This window comes from Bordetella tumbae (assembly GCF_965139195.1).
Taxonomy (GTDB): domain Bacteria; phylum Pseudomonadota; class Gammaproteobacteria; order Burkholderiales; family Burkholderiaceae_B; genus Bordetella_A; species Bordetella_A tumbae.
In genome coordinates, this window is sequence record NZ_CBCSJH010000003.1 from 121086 (window position 1) to 140631 (window position 19546).

The window sequence follows — 19546 nt, forward strand, 5'->3', positions numbered from 1 at the left end:
CGGATGAAGATCAGCAACGCACGTGTCATCGTGTGCAGTCCTGGACGCAACTTCGTTACCCTGAAAATAGAAACCGACGAGGGCCTCACCGGCATCGGCGATGCGACGCTGAATGGCCGCGAATTAGCGGTGGCCAGTTACCTGACCGATCATGTCATACCCTGCTTGATCGGCCGCGATGCTCATCAGATCGAGGACATCTGGCAGTTCCTGTATCGCGGCGCCTATTGGCGGCGCGGGCCGGTCACCATGTCGGCCATCGCGGCAGTCGATACGGCGCTGTGGGATATCAAGGCCAAGGCCGCTGGCATGCCGCTCTATCAACTGCTGGGCGGCAAGAGCCGCACCGGTGTCATGGTATACGGCCACGCCAATGGGCGCGACATCGACGAAACGGTTGACGAGGTGTTGCGCTATCGCGACATGGGCTACCGCGCCATCCGGGCGCAAAGCGGCGTGCCTGGCCTGAATGCGGTCTACGGCGTAGGTCGTGGACGTATGTTTTACGAGCCCGCCGATGCAGATCTGCCATCCGAGCACGACTGGTCTACCGAGAAATATCTGGACCACGCCCCTAAACTGTTTGCACGCGTGCGCGATGCCGTGGGCTGGGACACGCATCTGCTGCACGACGTCCACCACCGCCTGACGCCCATCGAGGCAGGGCGCTTGGGCAAGTCGCTGGAGCCTTATCGGCTGTTCTGGATGGAGGACGCCACCCCTGCCGAGAATCAAGAAGCGTTCCGGTTGATCCGCCAGCACACCGTGACGCCATTGGCGGTGGGCGAGATATTCAACACCGTATGGGACTGCAAAGACCTCATCCAGAATCAATTGATCGACTATATCCGCACCACCGTGGTCCACGCGGGAGGCATCACGCATCTGCGCCGGATCGCTGATCTGGCATCGCTGTATCAGGTACGCACCGGATGCCATGGCGCGACAGACTTGTCGCCAGCGTGCATGGGCGCTGCGCTGCATTTTGATCTGTGGGTGCCTAATTTCGGGATCCAGGAATACATGCGTCATACCGACGAGACTGATGCGGTCTTTCCCCATGCCTATTCCTTTGCCGACGGCATGATGTATCCGGGCGATGCGCCGGGGCATGGCGTGGATATCGATGAAAAGCTTGCAGCGAAGTATCCGTATCAGCGTGCGTATCTGCCGGTGAATCGTCAGGCGCACGACGGTACGTTGTGGAACTGGTGATGAGGTCTTCCCGCTCTGAGACTCAGCGGCTGGGGGCCAGCAGCTTGGCTCACTTACCCGCTGATATTGGGCGCCCAGGTTACGACCGAGCACAGTTGCTGCCAGGTATTGTTCACCTGGGCATCGGTGCATTTCACCGTGCCCATCAGGCGCCTGTCACCGACATGGCGCTCGGGGCCACTGGTGATCTGCGCTGGGGAATTATTGGCGTATCGTTGCGCAGTCCCGATACGCGCGACGCTTTGTTGCCGCAAGACGGCTTTTATACGCTGTCACTGCGCGACACGGATGCCGGCGGCGCATCGCGCGAGACGTTATCCATCGTAGGTTCGGTTCTGCGTGTGTTGGTGGCAACTGAGGACCCAGGCGCCGTACTGGCACAGATTGCGCATCCCGGCACCCGTATCGTCAGCCTCACCGTGACCGAAAAGGGCTATTGTCACGAGCCCGCCACGGGACGTTTGCGTCGCGACGATCCGGATATCGCTCACGACTTGGCTGACAGCGAGACGCCACGCAGCGCCATCGGCATGCTGGTGCATGGTCTCGCACGCCGTCGCGATGTCGGTTTGCCGCCGGTTACCTTGCTCTCATGCGATAACCTGCCTTCTAACGGCGATACGCTACGCGGCTTGGTGCTGGAATTTGCGAGGCTGCGCAATCCTGGTCTGGCGGAATGGATCGCCGCGCATTGCACCTTTCCCAATTCCATGGTGGATCGCATTGTGCCGCGCACGACCGATGCCGACCGTCAGCGTATCGCGGCACGGTTGGGGATGGACGATGCCTGGCCTGTGGTCGGAGAACCGTTTCTCGAATGGATCATCGAGGATCGCTTCGTCAACGGCCGCCCTGCGTGGGACCAACCCGGTGGCGCCCGTTTTGTCGAACACGCTGCGCCATTCGAGCATCTGAAGCTGCGCATGGTCAATGGGCCGCATTCCGCGCTGGCCTATCTGGCGGCATCCGCAGGGCTGGACACGGTCAGTCAGGCGATGGCCGACCCTGCATTGCATGACTATCTCGATGCCCTGATCAGAGAGGAAATTGCCCCCACACTGCGGTCTGTGCCCGGCGTCGATCTCGCTGCGTTACGCAAGCGTCTGTTGATGCGCTTTGCCAACGCTGCGTTGCCGCATCGCACACAGCAGATCGCCATGGACGGATCCCAAAAACTGCCGCAGCGCTTGCTGGGGACAGTGCGCGACCGTATGCATGCAGGAGCCGGTTATCAACGATTGGCTTTGGCATTGGCGGCTTGGATGCATTATTTGCGGGGGCATGACGAGCAGGGAAAAGCCTATCCGATACAGGATCCCTTGGCAGAGGAATTGCGAGCCCGCCTCGCATCCGTGGAACAGGAGCGCGACATCGATATTCAACGCGCGCGTGCATTGATCGGCTATGCACCGGTCTTCGGCGATCTTGCCGGATGTGAGGAACTCATTATCGAGGTGGCGCGCCATGCGGCGGTATTGAGACAACAGGGCGTGCGCGCTGCGGCGCGACAGGCAGTGTGAGCACCGTGCCGAGGTACGAGAGGCTCCCGTTGTCTGGCGATGGATCCGCCGTGTTTCTATCGACCGCCGCGGTTTGTCGGGCGGTCGGTTTTTTCTGATGGGATGAGCGTGGATATGACTACGGACGACACATCGAATTTATTGCGTCATTGCGGCACCGCCACGCTGCGGGAATGGGGGCGAGACTGTCTGCTGGCCATGGACGTTTCCGAGACCGACGCGGCCTGTGTGGCAGATAGCCTGGTCCAGACCAGTCTATGGGGTATAGATTCTCACGGTATCGCGCGTTTGCCGCATTATCTGAATCGCCTGGCGCATGGCTCCATCCTGCCGCGCCCGGACATCCGCGTCGTGCAGAGCGGCCCCGCCACGGCACAAGTGCATGGCGGCCAAGGCTTGGGTATTGTCGTCGCGCATCGCGCCAATGCACTGGCCATGGACCTGGCACGAGAAACAGGCATCGCTGCGGTAGGCGTCAGCGACTCGTCTCATTGCGGTGCCGTCGGTCTCTACAGCCGTGCCGCTGCCGAGGCTGGCCTGATCGGCCTTGCGTTTACGCACTCTGATTCCATCGCAGCGCCTTTTGGCGGCTATGTCCCATTTTTAGGCACCAATCCCATTTCCGTGGCGGTACCTCGCCACAATGCTGCCCCAGTATGCTTGGACATGGCCTCGACCGCTATCCCTTGGAACCGAGTGATGAACGCTCGTCGCGAGGGCCATGAACTCCCGCCGGGTATGGCCTTTGATGTAGATGGCAACGAAGCCACCGACCCTCAGTTAGCTCGTGCATTACGCCCGCTAGGCGGCCCGCAACAAGGGTACAAGGGCTACGGCCTCGCGTTGATGATCGAACTGCTGTGTGGACCATTGAACGGCAATCCATTCGGTCCGCATATCTCACCGATGTACGAACAGTTGGACGTGGCTCGCCGATTGGGGGCGTTCTTTATCGTGATAGACCCTGCGCGTTTTGCCGGCGGCCCTATGTTGGGCGCTGTGGTTGCTCAAATGGCGCAAGAGCTCGCGGCGCAACCGGGCCAGCCTCGCATGCCCGGCGACCCCGAGCAGTCGGCCCAAGCGCAGCGTCTGCATGATGGCATTCCCATCGAGCCCGGGCTATGGCGGGAGTTTATGCAATGGAGTGATCGGTTACATCTGTCGCCACCCACAGTCGCTGATGCGGCATGACTATCGACTACACCGTCCCGGGGTCGTCGCCTGGGGCCTCGGCAATGACTTCCTCGGCCTGCCTGCTGCCGAATCGCTCGGCAAATTGGCGTGTGAATACCGCGCCAAAAAAGAAAATCTGCGCGGAATAATAAATCCACAACAACAGCGCAATCATCGACCCTGCAGCGCCATACGCAGATACTGCGCCGCCACGGCCCAAGTAAAGGCCTATCCCCCACTTACCGATCAGAAACAGGCCGGCGGTCACAATCGCACCAGGGATAACGTCACGCCAGGGGATATTGATGCTGGGCAGCAGCTTGTACACCACAGCAAACAGCGCTGCCACCACTGCAAAGGAAAACAGATTCGACATCCATTCGGCCACCGTCGCGAAAACCGAGTTCGTCCACAGATCGCCGTAATACGCCTTGGCCCCGCCCAGCGCCGCGTTCATCATCAGCGACAGCAGCAAAAACATCGCCAGCACCAGCACCAGCCCAAAAGACACCATCCGGCTGCGAACCATGCCTTGCAGACCCGATTTGCGGTTCTTGGTCGCGTCCCACAGCTCATCCAGGCTGGCCTGCAGTTCCGCAAATGCGGTCGTCGCGCTGAATACGAGAATCGCAATGGACAGCAGCGCCGCGATCCAGCCCCCGCCCGACTCGTGGGCGCTGGCCAGCACAGTCTGGATCACCTCGGCTCCGCGTGTCCCTATCATGTCGTGGACTTGCGCAAAGAGCTCCGAGCGGACGGCTTCCTCGCCGAAAAATACGCCCGCCACCGCAATCACCAGAATCAACATCGGCGCCAGCGAAAACACCATATACAGCGATAGTGCGGCGCCCTTGCTCGATGCGCGGTGTTTGGACCACTGCTTGCCTGATTCGACAAGCAGTCCATAGATCTCCGAGGGACGCAGTAATTTCAGCAGACGGGCAGGGATAGGCATGGCGTGCGGCGGAATGCAGTCAGAGTGTCTGCATTGTAGGGGGCGTTCCCGTGATGTTACAAATCCCCCCGTGCTGATCACTTACTTCACTTGAAAAGTCATTTTCCCGACAGCAGGGAGCGCGTCCGACGAGACGGCACGCCAGTCCACTCGATACGTGCCTGCACTCAACTTACTGGCGGGTGTGATGACCATTGTCTTGCCGTCGCCGGCACCCGCCACGCTGATTTTCATCTTCATTTCGCCATGGTTCGCCATGCCCGGCATGCTCGTCATGGTCAAGCTTGCTGCCGACGACTGCGTCGCCAGAGTTTCGGAGAACTTCAGTTCAATAGCGGTCGGCGCCGCTCCTTCTGATTTGTCTTTCGGTGTAGAAGACAACAGCTCGGGTTGCGCAATCGCAGCGGTAGCAAATAGTGTGCCGGCGGCTGCCATCGCGAGCTGTGCTGCAAGGCGGGAAATGTACATGGAAACTCCAGTTGCATTGAGGTTCAAGTTAAAACCAGAAGCGCACGCCCGCCACGAAACGAGTCTGTGTCGTTCGTTCACCCTCGGCGCGCACGTAGTCGGCGGTCTTTCCAAAAGTCGCGGCCTGTTCTATGCCTATGTAGGGCGCAAACTGCCGGTGCAGTTCGTAGCGCAAGCGCAGTCCAACCGCGCCCTCGGACAAGCCGCTGCCGATTTGGCGAGCGGGATCGTCTTTACCAAAGAGCTGGACCTCGACCTTGGGTTCGAGTATCAGTCGCTGGGTGAGGAGCATTTCATAGCTCGCCTCGAGACGCAGCGCGGTGCGGCCGCCGCTGCCAACGTAGGCCGTGGCATCGACTTCAAACCAATAGGGAGCCAGCCCTTGTACGCCAAATGCCAGCCACTCCCGATTAGGGCCTTCGCCGGCGTCCAAGCGCACACCCAGCTGGCTGTCCCAGTACGAAGAAATCGCGTGGCCCCATAGCAGTTCGGTCCGGGACTCTTGCAGCTTTCCTTCGGCCCACTCGCCCTCGGCCTTCATCACCAGCCGGTCGTATGTGGTGCCATACCAGCCTTGCAGAGAATAGGCTGTGCTGTCGGCGCCCTTGCGGGCAAAGCGGCGTTCAAAGGTATCGGCGCGCAGCGACATGAAACGGTGTTCTCCGTGGAGCATCAGTTTCGGAACTCCTGGCACCGCGTAGTCACCTTCGCCCAGCTTCAAACCATTGGAGTAAGCATTCGGGTCGCGTGCATCCGGTGGAGCCGAGCCACCCTGCATTTGCATGTCACCGTGATCCATTGATGGCTCGGATGCGGTGGCATTCTGTTCAGTGCCGTGGCCTGCGTGTGGGTCAGCCGCATTTACCGCAATGCTTGTCAGGGAAGCAACAGCCATGGCCAGTGCTCTGATAGGTGCTAGTTTTGACATCAACGTTTCCTTTTTTCTGCACTGGCTCAAGACACCACGACCTCGCGGAACATGCCCGCATCCATGTGGAACATCAGGTGGCAATGCCACGCCCAACGGCCAAGTGCATCGGCGGTCACCAAGAAACTCACCCGCTGCGCCGGTTGCACGGGCAGGGTGTGGCGGCGTGCCAGGAACTTTCCGTCCGGGCTTTCCAATTCGCTCCACATGCCATGCAGGTGCATCGGATGCGTCATCATGGTGTCGTTGTGCAAGATCACCCGCAGCCGCTCGTTATGGCGGAAGTGGATCGGCGTGGATTTGCTGAATTCCAATCCGTCGAACGACCAGGTGTAACGCTCCATATTGCCCGTCAGATGCAGCTCGACTTCCCGGCCCGCCCCGCGCGCGTCCATCGGGCCAGAGGGGGTGTGCAAATCAGCGAGCGTCAGTACTCGCCGTCCGTTGTTGCGCAGCCCTATGCCGGGATCGTCAAGATTGGTGCGAGCCATATCCACGCGCATATCCGTGCTCGGTCCGTATTCGGTACGGGCGTGGCGTGCCGTCGTTGACGGCGCAGTCAGGCCTCCCGCTGCAGCGGTGTGCTGACTGTGATCCATCGCCATGGCGCCATGGTTCATCCCCGCCATCGCGCCATGATTCATACCGGTCATCCCAGTCATTTCGGTCGTATCAGCCATGCCGGTCATCGAACCATGGTCCATCGATCCTTGTCCCATGGACCCATGATCCATCGACCCCATCATGTCCGCCATGCTCAGCCACTCAGCCGCATCGATTGCCGGTACGGCCGCCTGCAGTCCTTCCCGCACGGCCAGTGTTGCCCGCGCGAATCCGGAACGATCCATCGATTGGGCAAAGATCGTGTACGCATCATCACGAGGTTCGACGATCACGTCGATCGTTTCTCCGGGACCAAAGCGGAACTCGTCCACAGTCACAGGCTCGACATCGACGCCATCGACCTGCACGACTCGCAGCTTCAAACCGGGAATACGCACGTCATAAAAAGTATTGCCAGCCCCATTGACCATCCGCAACCGTACGCGCTCACCGGGGCGGAAAAGCGCTGTCCAGTTACCTGCGGGCGTGACGCCGTTGGCCAGGTACGTCAACGTTTCCGAGGACAGATCGGCCAGATCGGTCGGGCTCATCCGCATCTCGTTCCACATCTTGCGCTTGTCGAACGCCGCGCCGACGCCGTCCTGCGCCGCATCGCGAAAGAAATCGAGGACCGTAGGCTGGTGATAGTTGTAGTAGTCGCCCTGTGACTTGAGCTTGCCGAATACCCGCATTGGGTCCTCATCGGTCCAGTCGGAAAACACCAGCACGTGATCCCGATCTGCTTTGATGGTCTCGGCGCCGGCGGGATCGATGATGATGGCCCCGTACATGCCGGTCAGTTCCTGCATGCCCGAGTGCGAGTGGTACCAGTAGGACCCGCTTTGCTGGACTTTGAAGCGATAGGTGAATGTGGCTCCCGGAGGAATGCCCGCAAAACTGATCCCAGGCACGCCATCCATCTGGTAGGGCAGGATGATCCCGTGCCAATGAATGGAGGTCGCCTCGCGCAGCTTGTTGGTCACGCGGATCGTGACCGTCTCCCCCTCGCGCCAGCGCAGTGTAGGGGCGGGCAGCGAGCCGTTGATTGTCGTCGCCACACCGGGCTTGCCCGTGAAGTTCACCGGAGATTCGGCCACCACCAGGTCGAATTCGTTGCCACGTAAAATCGGCGCTGCACCAAAATTCGTCTTGGCTCCCTGGGCCATCGCCTGCATTGCCGGAACCGACAAGCTGGCTAGTACGCCGCCTGCCGCCAATCCCTGCACAAAGCGCCGGCGGCTCCGGCCAAAGGGAGGCAAGATAAATGGTGATTGAGGTGGCATAGAGAGATTTCCTCAGAGGATCAATGAAAAGCGTCGGCACAGATCCCTGCGGGCATGGAATCGCTTGTTTTGACGTGTAGCAGGCAGAATACGGATCCGCCACTTTCCGTTAAATGACCCGCGCATTACATTTATGTAATGTTCCAGTAATGTTGATGGCAGGTGGCGGTAGGTAAATTGCAGGGCAATGGTCTACTCGGAATCGCATGCTGATGCTTTACGGGGGACATACAGGAATACCAAGAGGTGCGCGATGAAATTGCTTGTGGTCGAAGACGAAAACAAGACCGCAGACTACGTTAGGCAGGGCCTCACCGAGGCGGGGTTTGTGGTGGACTTGGCTCGCAACGGGCTCGATGGCCAGCATATGGCGATGAACGAAGCCTATGACCTGATTGTGTTGGATGTCATGCTTCCCGACATGGACGGTTGGCGTATTGTTCAGTCGCTGCGAGATGCCGGTGAACGAGTGCCGGTGTTGTTTCTCACGGCACGCGGCAGCGTGGAGGATCGTGTCAAAGGCCTGGAACTGGGGGCTGATGACTATCTGATCAAACCCTTTGCTTTTTCAGAGCTGCTGGCTCGTGTACGCACGCTCTTGCGGCGCGGAAATGCTTCCGCCCATCCGGACCGTATCGAAGTCGCAGATCTGGTTCTCGATCTGCCACGCAGGCGCGCAACGCGCCAAGGAGTGCGGATCAATCTCACCAACAAAGAGTTTTCCTTGCTTGAGTTATTGGCAAGACGAAAAGGCGAAGTGCTGCCGCGCTCTCTCATCACATCCCAGATATGGGATATGAATTTCGATAGCGATACCAATGTGATCGACGTTGCCATACGCCGGCTTCGCGCAAAAATAGACGATGCGTTCGAGCCCAAGCTCATTCATACCGTGCGAGGAATGGGCTATATGCTGGATACTCCCGATGAGCAGTAAACAAGCAGGCAGTCGTCGGCCCGCTTCACTTGCATTGCGCGTAACCTTGCTTGTGGGTATCGCAACGACATTGGTATTTCTCTCATTCAACTGGGTTGTCTTGCGTGCGCTGCATATGCATTTCTCGGAGCAGGACGCGGGGGAACTGGATGCGGTGGCAAAAGCGGTCGTCAACACCCTGCAAACGGGGAGTCGTGACGACGCTTCGCTAACGCAGCGGCTGAGTGCGATCGCCGTCGGGCACCATGGGGTGTTCTATGGCGTGTTCGACAATGCGGGCCAGACTGTTTATGCCAGTCCCGGCCCTGATCTTTCTGCCATCTCCCCGCCCAGCAAGGCATCCCGATTCGATCCTGATAGCTTGTCAGTGTGGGATGAGGGCGGTAAATCGTATCGCGGTGGGGCATTCTGGGCCGAGGCTGTCGACCTTGGTGAGTCCGCGCCCCGAGTCGTCGTGGCGATGGATATCGATTTCCACGTTCATTTCCTGGATTCGTTCAAGCAGATGCAACGCTGGGCAACGGGCATCGTGCTCCTGATATCGATCGTCGTTGCTTGGTTAGCCGTCCAGTGGGGGCATCGTCCGATCCGCAAGATCACTCGAGAGATTCGGGCCATTCGTTCTTCGCAGCTCGACGTCAGGCTGCATCCCGCCGATGTTCCGATGGAACTGGCTGAGCTGGCCACATCGTTCAACGACATGATCGGCCGCCTCGAAGACAGCTTTTCCAGGCTATCGCATTTTTCTGGGGATATTGCGCACGAGCTGAGAACCCCTGTCACGAATCTGGTGACTCAGACAGAGGTAGCGCTGCGCCAGGCTCGCTCCTCTGACGAATACCGGGAAATCCTCTACTCGAATCTCGAAGAGTTTGATCGCATGGGCCGCATGATCGGCGACATGCTGTTTCTGGCTCAAACGGAAAATGATCCCGGGAATTTACATCGCTCGGATATTGATCTGGCTGAGCTGATCCGAGGATTGTTCGACTACTTTGAAGCACTCGCAGAGGATGCGGGTATTGTGCTTCGATTAGAGGGCGAGGCCCAACCGGTGCGCGCAGATAAGGAGATGATCTTGCGTGCGCTGAGCAATCTTCTGTCCAATGCGATCCGCTATACGCCTCGTGGTTCGTCGGTCACCGTCAGCTTGGCGCAGGACGAGCGGTCGACGCGAATCAGGGTGGAAAATCCCGGCCGCAAAATTCCCGAGCAGTATCTGCCCAAGTTGTTCGATCGCTTTTTCCGAGCCGATCCTGCACGTCAACGGAACTCCGCCGGTGCGGGGTTGGGGCTGGCCATCGTAAAGTCCATCGCGCAAGCGCACGGCGGTGCCGTGTCCGTCACATCGGACGACATAGCGACGAAGTTTGATTTAACGTTGCCTCGCATTGCGTAAAAAGGCCCCTACGCTGCACCTACGGCTTGCTGTCGCTCCGGCGAAAAAAACACCCTCGGAGCATAAACCCCGAGGGTGTTGATTCGGCATATCCCCGGCGTGCCGGGGATACTTCGCGACAATGGCGTGGACTTAGAAGTCCATGCCACCCATGCCGCCCATGCCACCAGGCATTGCGGGAGCAGCGGGCTTGTCTTCAGCCAGTTCGACCACAGCGGCTTCAGCCGTCAACAGCAGGCTGGCAACCGAAGCGGCGTTTTGCAGCGCGGTGCGGGTCACCTTGGTGGGATCCAACACGCCTTGCTCGACCAGGTCGGTGTACTCGCCGGTTGCAGCGTTGTAGCCGTAGTTGCCCTTGCCGCCCAGAACCTTGTCCACCACCACGCTGGCTTCTTCGCCGGCGTTGGTAACGATGGTACGCAGGGGTTCTTCGACAGCACGCAGGATCAGCTTGATACCAGCGTTTTGGTCGGGCGTATCGCCTTGCAGGCCAGCGATGGCTTGCTTGGCACGCAGCAGAGCTACGCCGCCGCCAGCAACCACGCCTTCTTCCACAGCAGCGCGGGTAGCGTGCAGGGCATCTTCGACGCGGGCTTTCTTTTCTTTCATTTCGACTTCGGTGGCAGCACCGACGCGGATCACAGCAACACCGCCGGCCAGCTTGGCCACGCGTTCTTGCAGTTTTTCACGGTCGTAGTCCGAGGTCGCTTCTTCGATTTGCACGCGGATTTGCTTCACGCGGGCTTCGATCGACTTGCTGTCGCCAGCGCCGTCGATAACCGTCGTGTTTTCCTTGGCAACTTCGATGCGCTTGGCTTGACCCAGGTCTTCCAGGGTAGCCTTTTCCAGCGACATGCCGGTTTCTTCGGAGATCACAACGCCGCCGGTCAGGATGGCGAGGTCTTCCAACATGGCTTTGCGACGATCGCCGAAGCCAGGAGCCTTGACGGCGGTGGTCTTCAGGATGCCACGGATGTTGTTCACAACCAGGGTCGCCAGGGCTTCGCCTTCGACGTCTTCGGCGATGATCAGCAGAGGACGGCTCGACTTGGCAACTTGTTCCAGCACGGGCAGCAGATCACGGATGTTGCTGATTTTCTTGTCGAAAATCAGAACGTACGGATCGTCCAGAGCGGCAACTTGCTTCTCGGGGTTGTTGATGAAGTAGGGCGACAGGTAGCCGCGATCGAATTGCATACCTTCGACCACGTCCAGCTCGTTTTCCAGCGACTTGCCGTCTTCGACGGTGATGACGCCTTCCTTGCCGACCTTGTCCATCGCGTCAGCGATGATCTGGCCGATCGACGAGTCGCTGTTGGCCGAGATCGAGCCAACTTGAGCGATTTCCTTGCTGGTGGTGACCGGCTTCGATTGCTTGGCCAATTCAGCCACGGCAGCAGCCACAGCCTTGTCGATACCGCGCTTGAGGTCGATGGGGTTGAAACCAGCGGCAACGTACTTCAGGCCTTCTTGAACGATGGCTTGAGCCAGCACGGTGGCGGTGGTGGTGCCGTCGCCGGCGTTGTCCGAGGTCTTCGAAGCAACGTCTTTAACGAGTTGAGCGCCGATGTTTTCGAACTTGTCTTTCAGTTCGATTTCCTTGGCAACCGACACGCCGTCTTTGGTGACGGTCGGGGCGCCGAACGAGCGCTCGAGCACAACGTTACGGCCCTTGGGGCCCAGGGTGGTTTTGACAGCGTTGGCGAGAACATTCACGCCACGAACGATGCGCACGCGCGCGTCATCGCCGAACAGGACTTGCTTGGCAGCCATTGTGAGCTTCCTTCGAAATTTTGTTCAGGTAATTACTGGATCACGGCGAGGATTTCTTCCTCGCGGATGACGAGCAGTTCTTCGCCGTCGACTTTCACCGACTGGCCGGCGTACTTGCCGAACAGAACCTTGTCACCAGCCTTCAGATCGACCGGCAGCACTTTGCCGTCTTCGGTCTTCTTGCCCGGGCCAACGGCCACGACTTCGCCTTGATCCGGCTTTTCAGCGGCGCTATCAGGGATAACGATGCCCGAGGCAGTCTTGCGCTCGTTGTCCAGGCGTTTGACGATCACGCGATCGTGCAGGGGACGCAGGGCCATGAGGAACTCCTGTTTCTAAATATAGAAGGTGAAAAAAATCGGGTTTCAGGCCGGGAAGCAGTGTTAGCACTCACCGGCAGCGAGTGCTAATTATAGGGATGATGGCGAGAGGTTCAAGGGGGGGAAGGGGTGTTGTTACATTTTTGGTGGGAGATTTCACGCAACTTTCGCCAAATCCAGAAGTGGCTTGGACGAAACATTCGTTCAGGTGCAGAAACCTATCGAGCGTTGAGCACATGCTCCAGCGTGTCTATGATGGGCTGATATATATGAATAACCAACAATATCGGCCTCTTCATAGCGTCCCCACCGCCATGCTGATCATCGGGGCCGCATTCTTGGGCAGCACGCTCGCGACGCCTTTTTATCTGCCGTACCAGCAAACTTTCGGATTCAGCGAATTCACCCTGACGCAGATCTATGCAATCTATGTGCTGGGCAATATGGTGGCGCTGCTGTTTCTGGGGCGCCTGTCCGACAGCCTGGGCCGAAAACCCATCCTGATGGCCGCATTGCTGCTTGCCTGCCTGTCCACCTTGCTGTTCATTTTCGCGGCTGGCACGATTTGGTTGTTCGCAGCCCGACTGGTCAGCGGGCTGGCGGTAGGCCTGGCGTCCAGCACGGGCACAGCCTGGCTGGTCGATATAGACGCTGAGCACCACACCGAGCATGCTACCGTGCGGGCGGCGGGGGCGAACTTCGCCGGATCTGCTATCGGGCCGCTGGCGGGCGGTGTGCTGTATCAGTACGCGTTCGCGCCCATGCAATTGGCATGGGTCTGCTATCTTGCCGCACTCGCTGGTGTGCTGATATTGCTGTATCGCGTGCCGGCGGGCCGGCCGACAGCATCTGGCCGGCCGGACCTGTGGCCGCGCATCGCGGTACCGCGGCGCCTGCGCCGATACTTCATCACGCCGGCCCTGACAGCCTTCTGCGTGTTCGCCTTCATTGGTTACTACCTGGCCTTATTGCCCAGTATCGTGCAGGTAATTCTGCCGTCCGGCGGTGGCCTGGCGACCGGCGCCATCATGTTCGTGCTATTCATGGGAGGGCTGGGTGCACTGCTGGCTGAGCGTCGCTTTCCTTGCGATCGTAGTATGCGCATCGGCCTGATATTGCTGGTGCCGGCGCTGTGCACATTCTATCTGGCACAGCGCGAGGCGTCGCTCTGGTTGCTAATTCTGGGTACGCTGCTCACGGCCGCGGCATCGGGTATGGGGTTCGGCGGAAGCCTGCGCGTTGTCGGCCAAATCAGCCCGTCCAGCCATCGTGCGTCGATTTCCTCCGCATACTATCTCGCTTGTTTCGTCGGCGCGTCCATTCCGGTATTAGGCATCGGCCTGGCGGCAGTACTGTGGGGTTTGTCTGCTGCCAGCTTGATCTTCACGGTAGTGACTTCCTTGCTGGTGGCGGCCGCGCTCATCACCCGTAGAAGCCGGTCCTAAAGCAGATGAAGCCGTGCCTGCCCGACTTCATCTGTTCTGAACAGGGGCAGGTCAACGTCAGCGCTCGGCATTCTAGCGGGCATTGCGCGGTTCAAACGCGCGGACTTCCTTAACCTTGTTCGCCTCATCCAGCAGCACGACCGTCGGGAGATGTGTCGTCGCGAGCTGCTCGTCTACTGGGCTGTATGTGCAAATGATCAAGTGGTCACCGACCTGTGCTCTGCGCGCCGCAGCGCCGTTCAGAGAGATCGCGCCGCTGCCGGCGGGCGCCTCGATGATATAGGTGTCAAAGCGCTCGCCATTGGTGACGTTGTAAATCTCGATGCGCTCGAACTCCAACATACCGGCGGTCTTCAGCAATGTCGCGTCAATGCCGCATGAGCCTTCATAGTTTAGATCGGCCTCGGTAACGGTGGCTCTGTGCAGCTTGGCGCGAAGCATTATTCGTTGCATGAAGATTCTCGAAAATAAATTTTGGACAAAAGGACAGGGAATGGGACGCAAGCATTTGCGTCTCGGCCTCGGCAATCAACGCACATTTGTCTTTCGCTGGCGAAGATCAGCTCGTGGCGGGGAATTGTATCCATGACGCTCAGAAAATCCCATCGCTCCCGAGCTCGGGGGCATGTTGAGCGGTAAAGCGACTTCACCTGCCTTAAACACCTCTTCATGAAAACTGGATACGGATGAACGATTGAACTACCTATAATCCGAGAATGAATCATTTCATTTAAATGGCGATGTGTGGTGAAAGCATCCCTTATTTATCGATGAAAATCACAGATAACGTTTCACATTAAGGCAAAATAATGAGCGCAGCACCTTTGCACATCGATGGACTGCCACCGACCGGGCAACTGATCAATGGCCGATGGCTGGATGGCGGCCCCAGCTTTACCGTCGAGGACAAGTTCAGCGGCCGTCCTATTGCCCAGGTCGCCTCGGCGACGCGTGAACAAGTGGCCGAAGCCGTCCGCGTCACGCGAGCCGCCGTTGATGGCGGTCCGCCTCCGCCGCATGACCGCGCCCAGGTATTGCGCCGCGCTGCCGGGCTGGTTGAGTCCTTCCGTCAGCGTCTGGTCGACGTGATGGTGGCCGAGGCCGGCTTCACTATCGTCGATGCCAATGGCGAAATCGATCGTGCGATCGTCACGCTGAGTCTGTCTGCCGATGAGGCTTTGCGTCTGGTAGGCGAAGTCATTCCGTTCGGTGCCAGCCCGGGCGCACATCGCCGGATGGGTTTCACGCAGCGATTCCCCATTGGGGTCGTCTGTGCCATTACGCCTTTTAACGCGCCGCTCAATACGGTGCTGCACAAGGTCGCGCCCGCGTATGCGGCAGGCAACTCAGTCGTACTCAAGCCGTCGGCCTTTACGCCGCTGACCAGTGCGTTGCTGGCTCAGCTGCTTTTGGAAGCCGGAATGCCACCTGCTTTTCTTGCCGTCGTGCAAGGGGAGGGGGATACGGTCGGCACGTGGCTGCTCGAGGAACAGGACATTGCTTTCTACACCTTTACGGGCAGTACGAGAGTGGGGCGCATTATTCAACAGGCGGCAGGCCTGCGACGTACCCAGATGGAGCTGGGTAGTATCGCCAGCACGATCGTCTGCTCTGACGCAGACCTGGACCGCGCGATACCCAAGATCGCCAACGCGGGACTACGCAAGGCCGGACAAGTCTGCACCTCTGTGCAGCGGCTATACGTGCAGCGGGATATCGCCGAAGAGGTCGGCCAGCGTCTCGCGGCATTCGCTGCCACGCTCAAAGCCGGCGATCCGCGCGACCCGGATACCAAAGTCGGGCCGCTGATCAGCGAACAGTCTGCCATCCGTGCCGAAAGCTGGCTGCGCGAAGCAGAGCAAGGCGGAGCCAAACTGCTGTGCGGCGGGCAACGCGAACGCTCGGTCATCACACCTGCGGTCGTGACGCATGCTCCCGATGGCGGCCGAGTCTGGTGCCAGGAAGCGTTCGCGCCATTGCTGGCCCTGCGGCCTTTCGATGATTTCGAAGAAGCGATACGCGACGCCAACTCGACGCCGTTTGGCTTGTCGGCCGGCGTGTTTACGCAAGACATTGATCGTGCTTTGCGTGCGGCTTCGACCTTGCGTTTCGGGACTGTACAGATTAATGAAACCTCAAGCGCCCGTTCTGACGTGATGCCTTTTGGCGGAGTCAAGGACAGCGGCTTCGGCAAAGAAGGCCCCGCTCACGCGATTCGCGAAATGACCGAAGAACGGCTGGTCGTTTTCAATCCATGAGGCGCTCTGCAAAAGAATCATGAAAAAAGAAAAATTCATCCGGAGTGAGACATGCGATGCGCGACGCCGCCTCCTGTTGGGAGCGGCCGTCGCAACGGCTAGTGCTGCCTTCCCCTTGGGACGGGCCGGTGCTAGTGGTGGCGCCTTTCCCTCCAAACCGATTGTCCTAATCGTTCCATTTGCGCCGGGTGGCCCCACCGATGTGCTGGCACGCGTCATCGCCGAGGGAATGGCCAAGGACCTGGGGCAGCCCATCATCGTCGAGAATACTCCTGGCGCTGGCGGCACCGTGGGCAATGCCCGCGCAGCACGCATGGCCGGCGACGGATATACGCTGCTCATTGGCAACGTAGGTACGCTGGCGGCCAACACGACTCTGTATAAAAAACTTCCGTACGACATCCTCAAGGACTTCATTGCCTTGGGCTCTGTCGGCGATGCCCCCCAAGTCTTGTCGGCGCGAAAAGATTTGCCGGTCTCTGGTCTGGACGAGTTTGCGGCCTACGCCCGCGATCACGCCAAGGAGATGAACTTCGGCGCAGCCGGTGTGGGTTCAGGTTCGTTTCTGGGAGGGATCCTCTTGAACGAGCGGCTGGGCCTGAAAATAACTGCGGTCAACTACCGCGGTGCCGGTCAGGCGCTCAATGATGTGATCGCTGGCCATCTGGACTACCTGGTGGACAGCAGCACAACCTCGGTCGGCTATGTGAAGTCCAACATGGTGCGCGGTGTCGCCGTGCTGAGGCCGCAGCGAATTGCCGCGCTGCCCGACGTGCCGGCTGCTGGCGAGTCGGCATTCGCCGACCTGCACTACGACATCTGGAACATGCTTCTGGTGCCTCAGGGTACACCGGCGCCTGTCGTTGAGCGCCTGAATCAGGCGCTACGCAATTCCGTGGCTGCGCCCGCTACCCGCGAGCGCCTATCCGGCTCCGGTATCGAAGTGCCCAACTCACACAGCCAGACGCCGGAAGGTGCGGCCGAATTGCTCGCCAGCGAAGTACAGCGCTGGACTCCCATTCTGACCAAACTCAACATCACCGTTGATTGACAACAATACAGGAGACACAATGCGTCAACTCAGTTCACGTGCCGCGGCTACGCTCGCCACCTGTGCAATGTTCCTCATGCCGGGTACGGCGGCTCAGGCAGCCGAGTGGCCCCAACAGCCCATCACCTTGGTTGCGCCGTTTACCCCGGGCGGCACGACCGATATCGTCGCACGTGCGGTAGCGATGCAGTTGCAACAGCAACTGGGCCAAACCGTGATCGTCGAAAACAAGCCTGGCGCAGGCGGCACCCTGGGAGCGGGCATCGTCGCTCGAGCCAAGCCTGACGGCTATACCTTGTTGCTCGCCAATGTCGGCCACACAGCAGCCAGTGCGCTGTACAAGAATCTGCCGTATGACTTCGAACGCGACATGACGCAAATCACGACAGTGGCCGATGTGCCCAATGTCCTGGTCGTCGCGAAAAGCTCGTCAGTCAACCGTGTCCGCGAACTGCTGGACTATGCCAAAGCACATCCCAAGGAAATCGACTACGGCTCGGCCGGCATTGGCACCACACAGCATCTCTCGGCGGAACTGCTAAAGAAACAGACGGGTATGCAAGCCCTGCATATACCGTTCAAAGGCGCTGCGCCCATGATGACGGATCTCATTGGCGGCCGTCTCACCTTTGCCCTCGATTCAGCAGCTTCGGCGGCGGCGCAGATCAACGGCGGGGGCGTCAAGCCCCTAGCGGTGACCAGCCTGGAAAGAACGCGGTTCCTGCCCGATGTGCCGACATTGAACGAATCCGGTGTGCCTGGTTATCAGATGTCTACTTGGTACAGCCTGGCTGGACCCAAGGATATGCCGCCTGCCGTCGTCCAACGCATATGGCAAGCCGTCAAGGCCAGCATGGAAGACCCTGTCATGCGCAAGACGCTCGAAGGCATGGCCGCAAACCCTGGCGGCATGGACCCGGCCGAATTCCAGAAATTCGTCCACGAGGAAACAGTACGTTGGACCAATCTGGCCAAAGACTGGGATAGCAACGACTAAGCGCTCACAGCAAGACAACACACAAAAAGGTTCAGCATGGCAGTCTCCGAAATCAGCACGTTCTTTTGTCCAACCCGCTTGTATATGGGTATCGGATCGCATCGCAAGCTTGGCGATCTGCTGCGAGCACAGGGTTGCAAACGACTGTTCGTCGTCATCGACGGCGCGCTATTGTCCGGCGAGTTCTATACCAACATCCGCACGATGCTGGATGATTTAGGTGTCGCCATCGCGAGCTATTCGGAGATTGAGCCGGACCCCAGCGCGATTACTGTAGAGCGCGCCTTCGCGGCATGCCAGGCACATCAAGCCACCGCATTGCTTGCAGTGGGCGGTGGCAGCGCCATGGACGTCGCGAAAGCGGTCGGCATTCTCGCCACCAACGGCGGACGCATCCACGACTATGAGGGCATCGAGAAATTCACTACGCCGCCGCTGCCGTTGATCGCTATTCCGACAACGGCGGGAACAGGCTCTGAAGTATCGGGATCATGTGTCATCACCGATACGGAGAAGAACCTGAAAATGTCGATCCGTCATGCTGCGCTCAACCCTGCGCGATTTGCCATCCTCGATCCGCTCGCATTGCGGACACTACCGGCACACGTGGCGGCGCATTCAGGCATGGACGCATTTGTACATGCGTTCGAATCATATATTTCGCGCCAGGCGAATCTGGTCACCGACGCCATCAACATCGAAGCAATCGAGCTGCTGGCGGCCAATATCCGGCCCTTTGTCGCGAACCGTGACAACCTGCAGGCTGGCCTGAACATGCTGGTTGGTTCCGCGCTGGCTGGCATCACATTCGGTCAGACAGGCTTGGGCAACGTGCACTGCATGGCGCGCTTTGTCGGTGCTTATTGGCATTTGTCTCACGGCCTATCCAACGCCGTTTGTTTGCCATATGTTGCGCGCTTCAATCTCTCTGCCAACCCGGGCAAGTTCGCTCGCGTGGCCGCTGCCATGGACCGCCCGGTGCGAGGACTGGCCGAGATGGATGCGGCGCGTGCTGCGGTAGAGGCTATCGAGACATTGTGCAGGGATCTGGCGATACCGGCCCGGTTGCGCGATGTCGGAGCAACAGAAGACAAATTCGACGAAATCGCGGAGTTATGCACCCAAGCCAATTACAACCGATGGAATCCACGCATGACAACTACAGCGGACTTTCGCGCCTTGTTCGCTGAGGCATTCTGATGTTTGCGCGAGAGTAGAGAT

Annotated in this window: 17 protein-coding genes; 10 read left to right on the forward strand and 7 right to left on the reverse strand. The window is 59.2% G+C overall.

From position 1 onward, the window contains the following. Positions 1-3: 3 nt before the first annotated feature. The 3 genes from manD (at position 4) to ACNA0J_RS05930 (ending at position 3926) form a co-directional block, all read left to right on the forward strand. Positions 4-1215, forward strand: a complete 1212-nt coding sequence (manD, locus tag ACNA0J_RS05920) for a D-mannonate dehydratase ManD (protein WP_415817369.1) — start codon at positions 4-6, stop codon at positions 1213-1215. After that, complete coding sequence (locus ACNA0J_RS05925) at positions 1215-2735, forward strand: mannitol dehydrogenase family protein (protein ID WP_415817371.1); 1521 nt, start codon at positions 1215-1217, stop codon at positions 2733-2735. The genes manD and ACNA0J_RS05925 overlap by 1 nt, the downstream gene beginning before the upstream one ends. A 114-nt stretch (positions 2736-2849) precedes the next feature. Beyond that, positions 2850-3926 carry an Ldh family oxidoreductase gene (locus ACNA0J_RS05930; protein ID WP_415817373.1) on the forward strand — a complete coding sequence of 359 codons (1077 nt, stop codon included), beginning with the start codon at positions 2850-2852 and terminating at the stop codon, positions 3924-3926. A 7-nt stretch (positions 3927-3933) separates the two neighbouring features. Here ACNA0J_RS05930 and ACNA0J_RS05935 read toward each other — a convergent pair whose 3' ends face one another. The 4 genes from ACNA0J_RS05935 to ACNA0J_RS05950 all read right to left on the reverse strand — a co-directional run bounded on the left by ACNA0J_RS05935 (position 3934) and on the right by ACNA0J_RS05950 (position 8145). After that, positions 3934-4863, reverse strand: a complete 930-nt coding sequence (locus tag ACNA0J_RS05935) for a YihY/virulence factor BrkB family protein (RefSeq protein ID WP_415817375.1) — start codon at positions 4861-4863, stop codon at positions 3934-3936. A gap of 81 nt (positions 4864-4944) precedes the next feature. After that, positions 4945-5331 (reverse strand): copper homeostasis periplasmic binding protein CopC, encoded by a 387-nt coding sequence (gene copC / locus ACNA0J_RS05940; protein WP_415817377.1) that lies wholly within the window; start codon positions 5329-5331, stop codon positions 4945-4947. Positions 5332-5359: 28 nt separating this feature from the next. Next, positions 5360-6259: a copper resistance protein B gene (locus ACNA0J_RS05945; RefSeq protein WP_415817379.1), complete on the reverse strand. Its 900-nt coding sequence runs from the start codon at positions 6257-6259 to the stop codon at positions 5360-5362. 26 nt (positions 6260-6285) lie between these two features. Further along, complete coding sequence (locus tag ACNA0J_RS05950) at positions 6286-8145, reverse strand: copper resistance system multicopper oxidase (protein ID WP_415817381.1); 1860 nt, start codon at positions 8143-8145, stop codon at positions 6286-6288. A gap of 253 nt (positions 8146-8398) precedes the next feature. Between ACNA0J_RS05950 and ACNA0J_RS05955 the strand changes: the two genes are divergently transcribed. Both ACNA0J_RS05955 and ACNA0J_RS05960 read left to right on the forward strand, forming a co-directional pair. Then, positions 8399-9082 (forward strand): heavy metal response regulator transcription factor, encoded by a 684-nt coding sequence (locus ACNA0J_RS05955; protein ID WP_415817383.1) that lies wholly within the window; start codon positions 8399-8401, stop codon positions 9080-9082. Then, complete coding sequence (locus ACNA0J_RS05960; RefSeq protein ID WP_415817385.1) at positions 9072-10481, forward strand: Cu(+)/Ag(+) sensor histidine kinase; 1410 nt, start codon at positions 9072-9074, stop codon at positions 10479-10481. The genes ACNA0J_RS05955 and ACNA0J_RS05960 overlap by 11 nt, the downstream gene beginning before the upstream one ends. A 132-nt stretch (positions 10482-10613) precedes the next feature. On the opposite strand, the gene groL is transcribed toward ACNA0J_RS05960, so the two are convergent. Both groL and groES read right to left on the reverse strand, forming a co-directional pair. Next, complete coding sequence (gene groL, locus ACNA0J_RS05965) at positions 10614-12254, reverse strand: chaperonin GroEL (protein WP_415817387.1); 1641 nt, start codon at positions 12252-12254, stop codon at positions 10614-10616. Between the two features lie 32 nt (positions 12255-12286). After that, a complete protein-coding gene (groES, locus tag ACNA0J_RS05970) occupies positions 12287-12574 on the reverse strand; it encodes a co-chaperone GroES (RefSeq protein ID WP_012250823.1) in 288 nt (95 codons plus the stop codon). A gap of 269 nt (positions 12575-12843) precedes the next feature. On the opposite strand from groES, the gene ACNA0J_RS05975 reads away from it, so the two are divergent. Continuing rightward, positions 12844-14019 carry an MFS transporter gene (locus ACNA0J_RS05975; RefSeq protein WP_415817389.1) on the forward strand — a complete coding sequence of 392 codons (1176 nt, stop codon included), beginning with the start codon at positions 12844-12846 and terminating at the stop codon, positions 14017-14019. A gap of 72 nt (positions 14020-14091) precedes the next feature. Here the strand turns inward: ACNA0J_RS05975 and panD are convergent, their stop codons facing one another. Beyond that, complete coding sequence (gene panD, locus ACNA0J_RS05980) at positions 14092-14472, reverse strand: aspartate 1-decarboxylase (RefSeq protein ID WP_415817391.1); 381 nt, start codon at positions 14470-14472, stop codon at positions 14092-14094. A gap of 356 nt (positions 14473-14828) precedes the next feature. Here panD and ACNA0J_RS05985 point away from each other — a divergent pair, with 356 nt between their 5' ends. Genes ACNA0J_RS05985 through ACNA0J_RS06000 form a run of 4 tightly spaced genes read left to right on the forward strand, consistent with a single transcriptional unit; the run spans position 14829 to position 19525 of the window. Continuing rightward, positions 14829-16277: an aldehyde dehydrogenase family protein gene (locus ACNA0J_RS05985; protein WP_415817393.1), complete on the forward strand. Its 1449-nt coding sequence runs from the start codon at positions 14829-14831 to the stop codon at positions 16275-16277. Between the two features lie 19 nt (positions 16278-16296). Then, positions 16297-17328 (forward strand): Bug family tripartite tricarboxylate transporter substrate binding protein, encoded by a 1032-nt coding sequence (locus ACNA0J_RS05990; protein WP_415817395.1) that lies wholly within the window; start codon positions 16297-16299, stop codon positions 17326-17328. Positions 17329-17347: 19 nt separating this feature from the next. Further along, positions 17348-18325 carry a Bug family tripartite tricarboxylate transporter substrate binding protein gene (locus ACNA0J_RS05995; RefSeq protein ID WP_415817397.1) on the forward strand — a complete coding sequence of 326 codons (978 nt, stop codon included), beginning with the start codon at positions 17348-17350 and terminating at the stop codon, positions 18323-18325. Positions 18326-18361: 36 nt separating this feature from the next. Further along, positions 18362-19525: an iron-containing alcohol dehydrogenase gene (locus tag ACNA0J_RS06000; RefSeq protein ID WP_415817399.1), complete on the forward strand. Its 1164-nt coding sequence runs from the start codon at positions 18362-18364 to the stop codon at positions 19523-19525. Positions 19526-19546 lie beyond the last annotated feature (21 nt).

Bases quoted from the DNA above. Each gene is read 5' to 3' on its own strand.
- manD (WP_415817369.1), top strand. From the start codon at position 4: ATGAAGATCAGCAACGCACGTGTCATCGTGTGCAGTCCTGGACGCAAC.
- ACNA0J_RS05925 (WP_415817371.1), top strand. From the start codon at position 1,215: ATGAGGTCTTCCCGCTCTGAGACTCAGCGGCTGGGGGCCAGCAGCTTG.
- ACNA0J_RS05930 (WP_415817373.1), top strand. From the start codon at position 2,850: ATGACTACGGACGACACATCGAATTTATTGCGTCATTGCGGCACCGCC.
- ACNA0J_RS05935 (WP_415817375.1), bottom strand. From the start codon at position 4,863: ATGCCTATCCCTGCCCGTCTGCTGAAATTACTGCGTCCCTCGGAGATC.
- copC (WP_415817377.1), bottom strand. From the start codon at position 5,331: ATGTACATTTCCCGCCTTGCAGCACAGCTCGCGATGGCAGCCGCCGGC.
- ACNA0J_RS05945 (WP_415817379.1), bottom strand. From the start codon at position 6,259: ATGTCAAAACTAGCACCTATCAGAGCACTGGCCATGGCTGTTGCTTCC.
- ACNA0J_RS05950 (WP_415817381.1), bottom strand. From the start codon at position 8,145: ATGCCACCTCAATCACCATTTATCTTGCCTCCCTTTGGCCGGAGCCGC.
- ACNA0J_RS05955 (WP_415817383.1), top strand. From the start codon at position 8,399: ATGAAATTGCTTGTGGTCGAAGACGAAAACAAGACCGCAGACTACGTT.
- ACNA0J_RS05960 (WP_415817385.1), top strand. From the start codon at position 9,072: ATGAGCAGTAAACAAGCAGGCAGTCGTCGGCCCGCTTCACTTGCATTG.
- groL (WP_415817387.1), bottom strand. From the start codon at position 12,254: ATGGCTGCCAAGCAAGTCCTGTTCGGCGATGACGCGCGCGTGCGCATC.
- groES (WP_012250823.1), bottom strand. From the start codon at position 12,574: ATGGCCCTGCGTCCCCTGCACGATCGCGTGATCGTCAAACGCCTGGAC.
- ACNA0J_RS05975 (WP_415817389.1), top strand. From the start codon at position 12,844: ATGAATAACCAACAATATCGGCCTCTTCATAGCGTCCCCACCGCCATG.
- panD (WP_415817391.1), bottom strand. From the start codon at position 14,472: ATGCAACGAATAATGCTTCGCGCCAAGCTGCACAGAGCCACCGTTACC.
- ACNA0J_RS05985 (WP_415817393.1), top strand. From the start codon at position 14,829: ATGAGCGCAGCACCTTTGCACATCGATGGACTGCCACCGACCGGGCAA.
- ACNA0J_RS05990 (WP_415817395.1), top strand. From the start codon at position 16,297: ATGAAAAAAGAAAAATTCATCCGGAGTGAGACATGCGATGCGCGACGC.
- ACNA0J_RS05995 (WP_415817397.1), top strand. From the start codon at position 17,348: ATGCGTCAACTCAGTTCACGTGCCGCGGCTACGCTCGCCACCTGTGCA.
- ACNA0J_RS06000 (WP_415817399.1), top strand. From the start codon at position 18,362: ATGGCAGTCTCCGAAATCAGCACGTTCTTTTGTCCAACCCGCTTGTAT.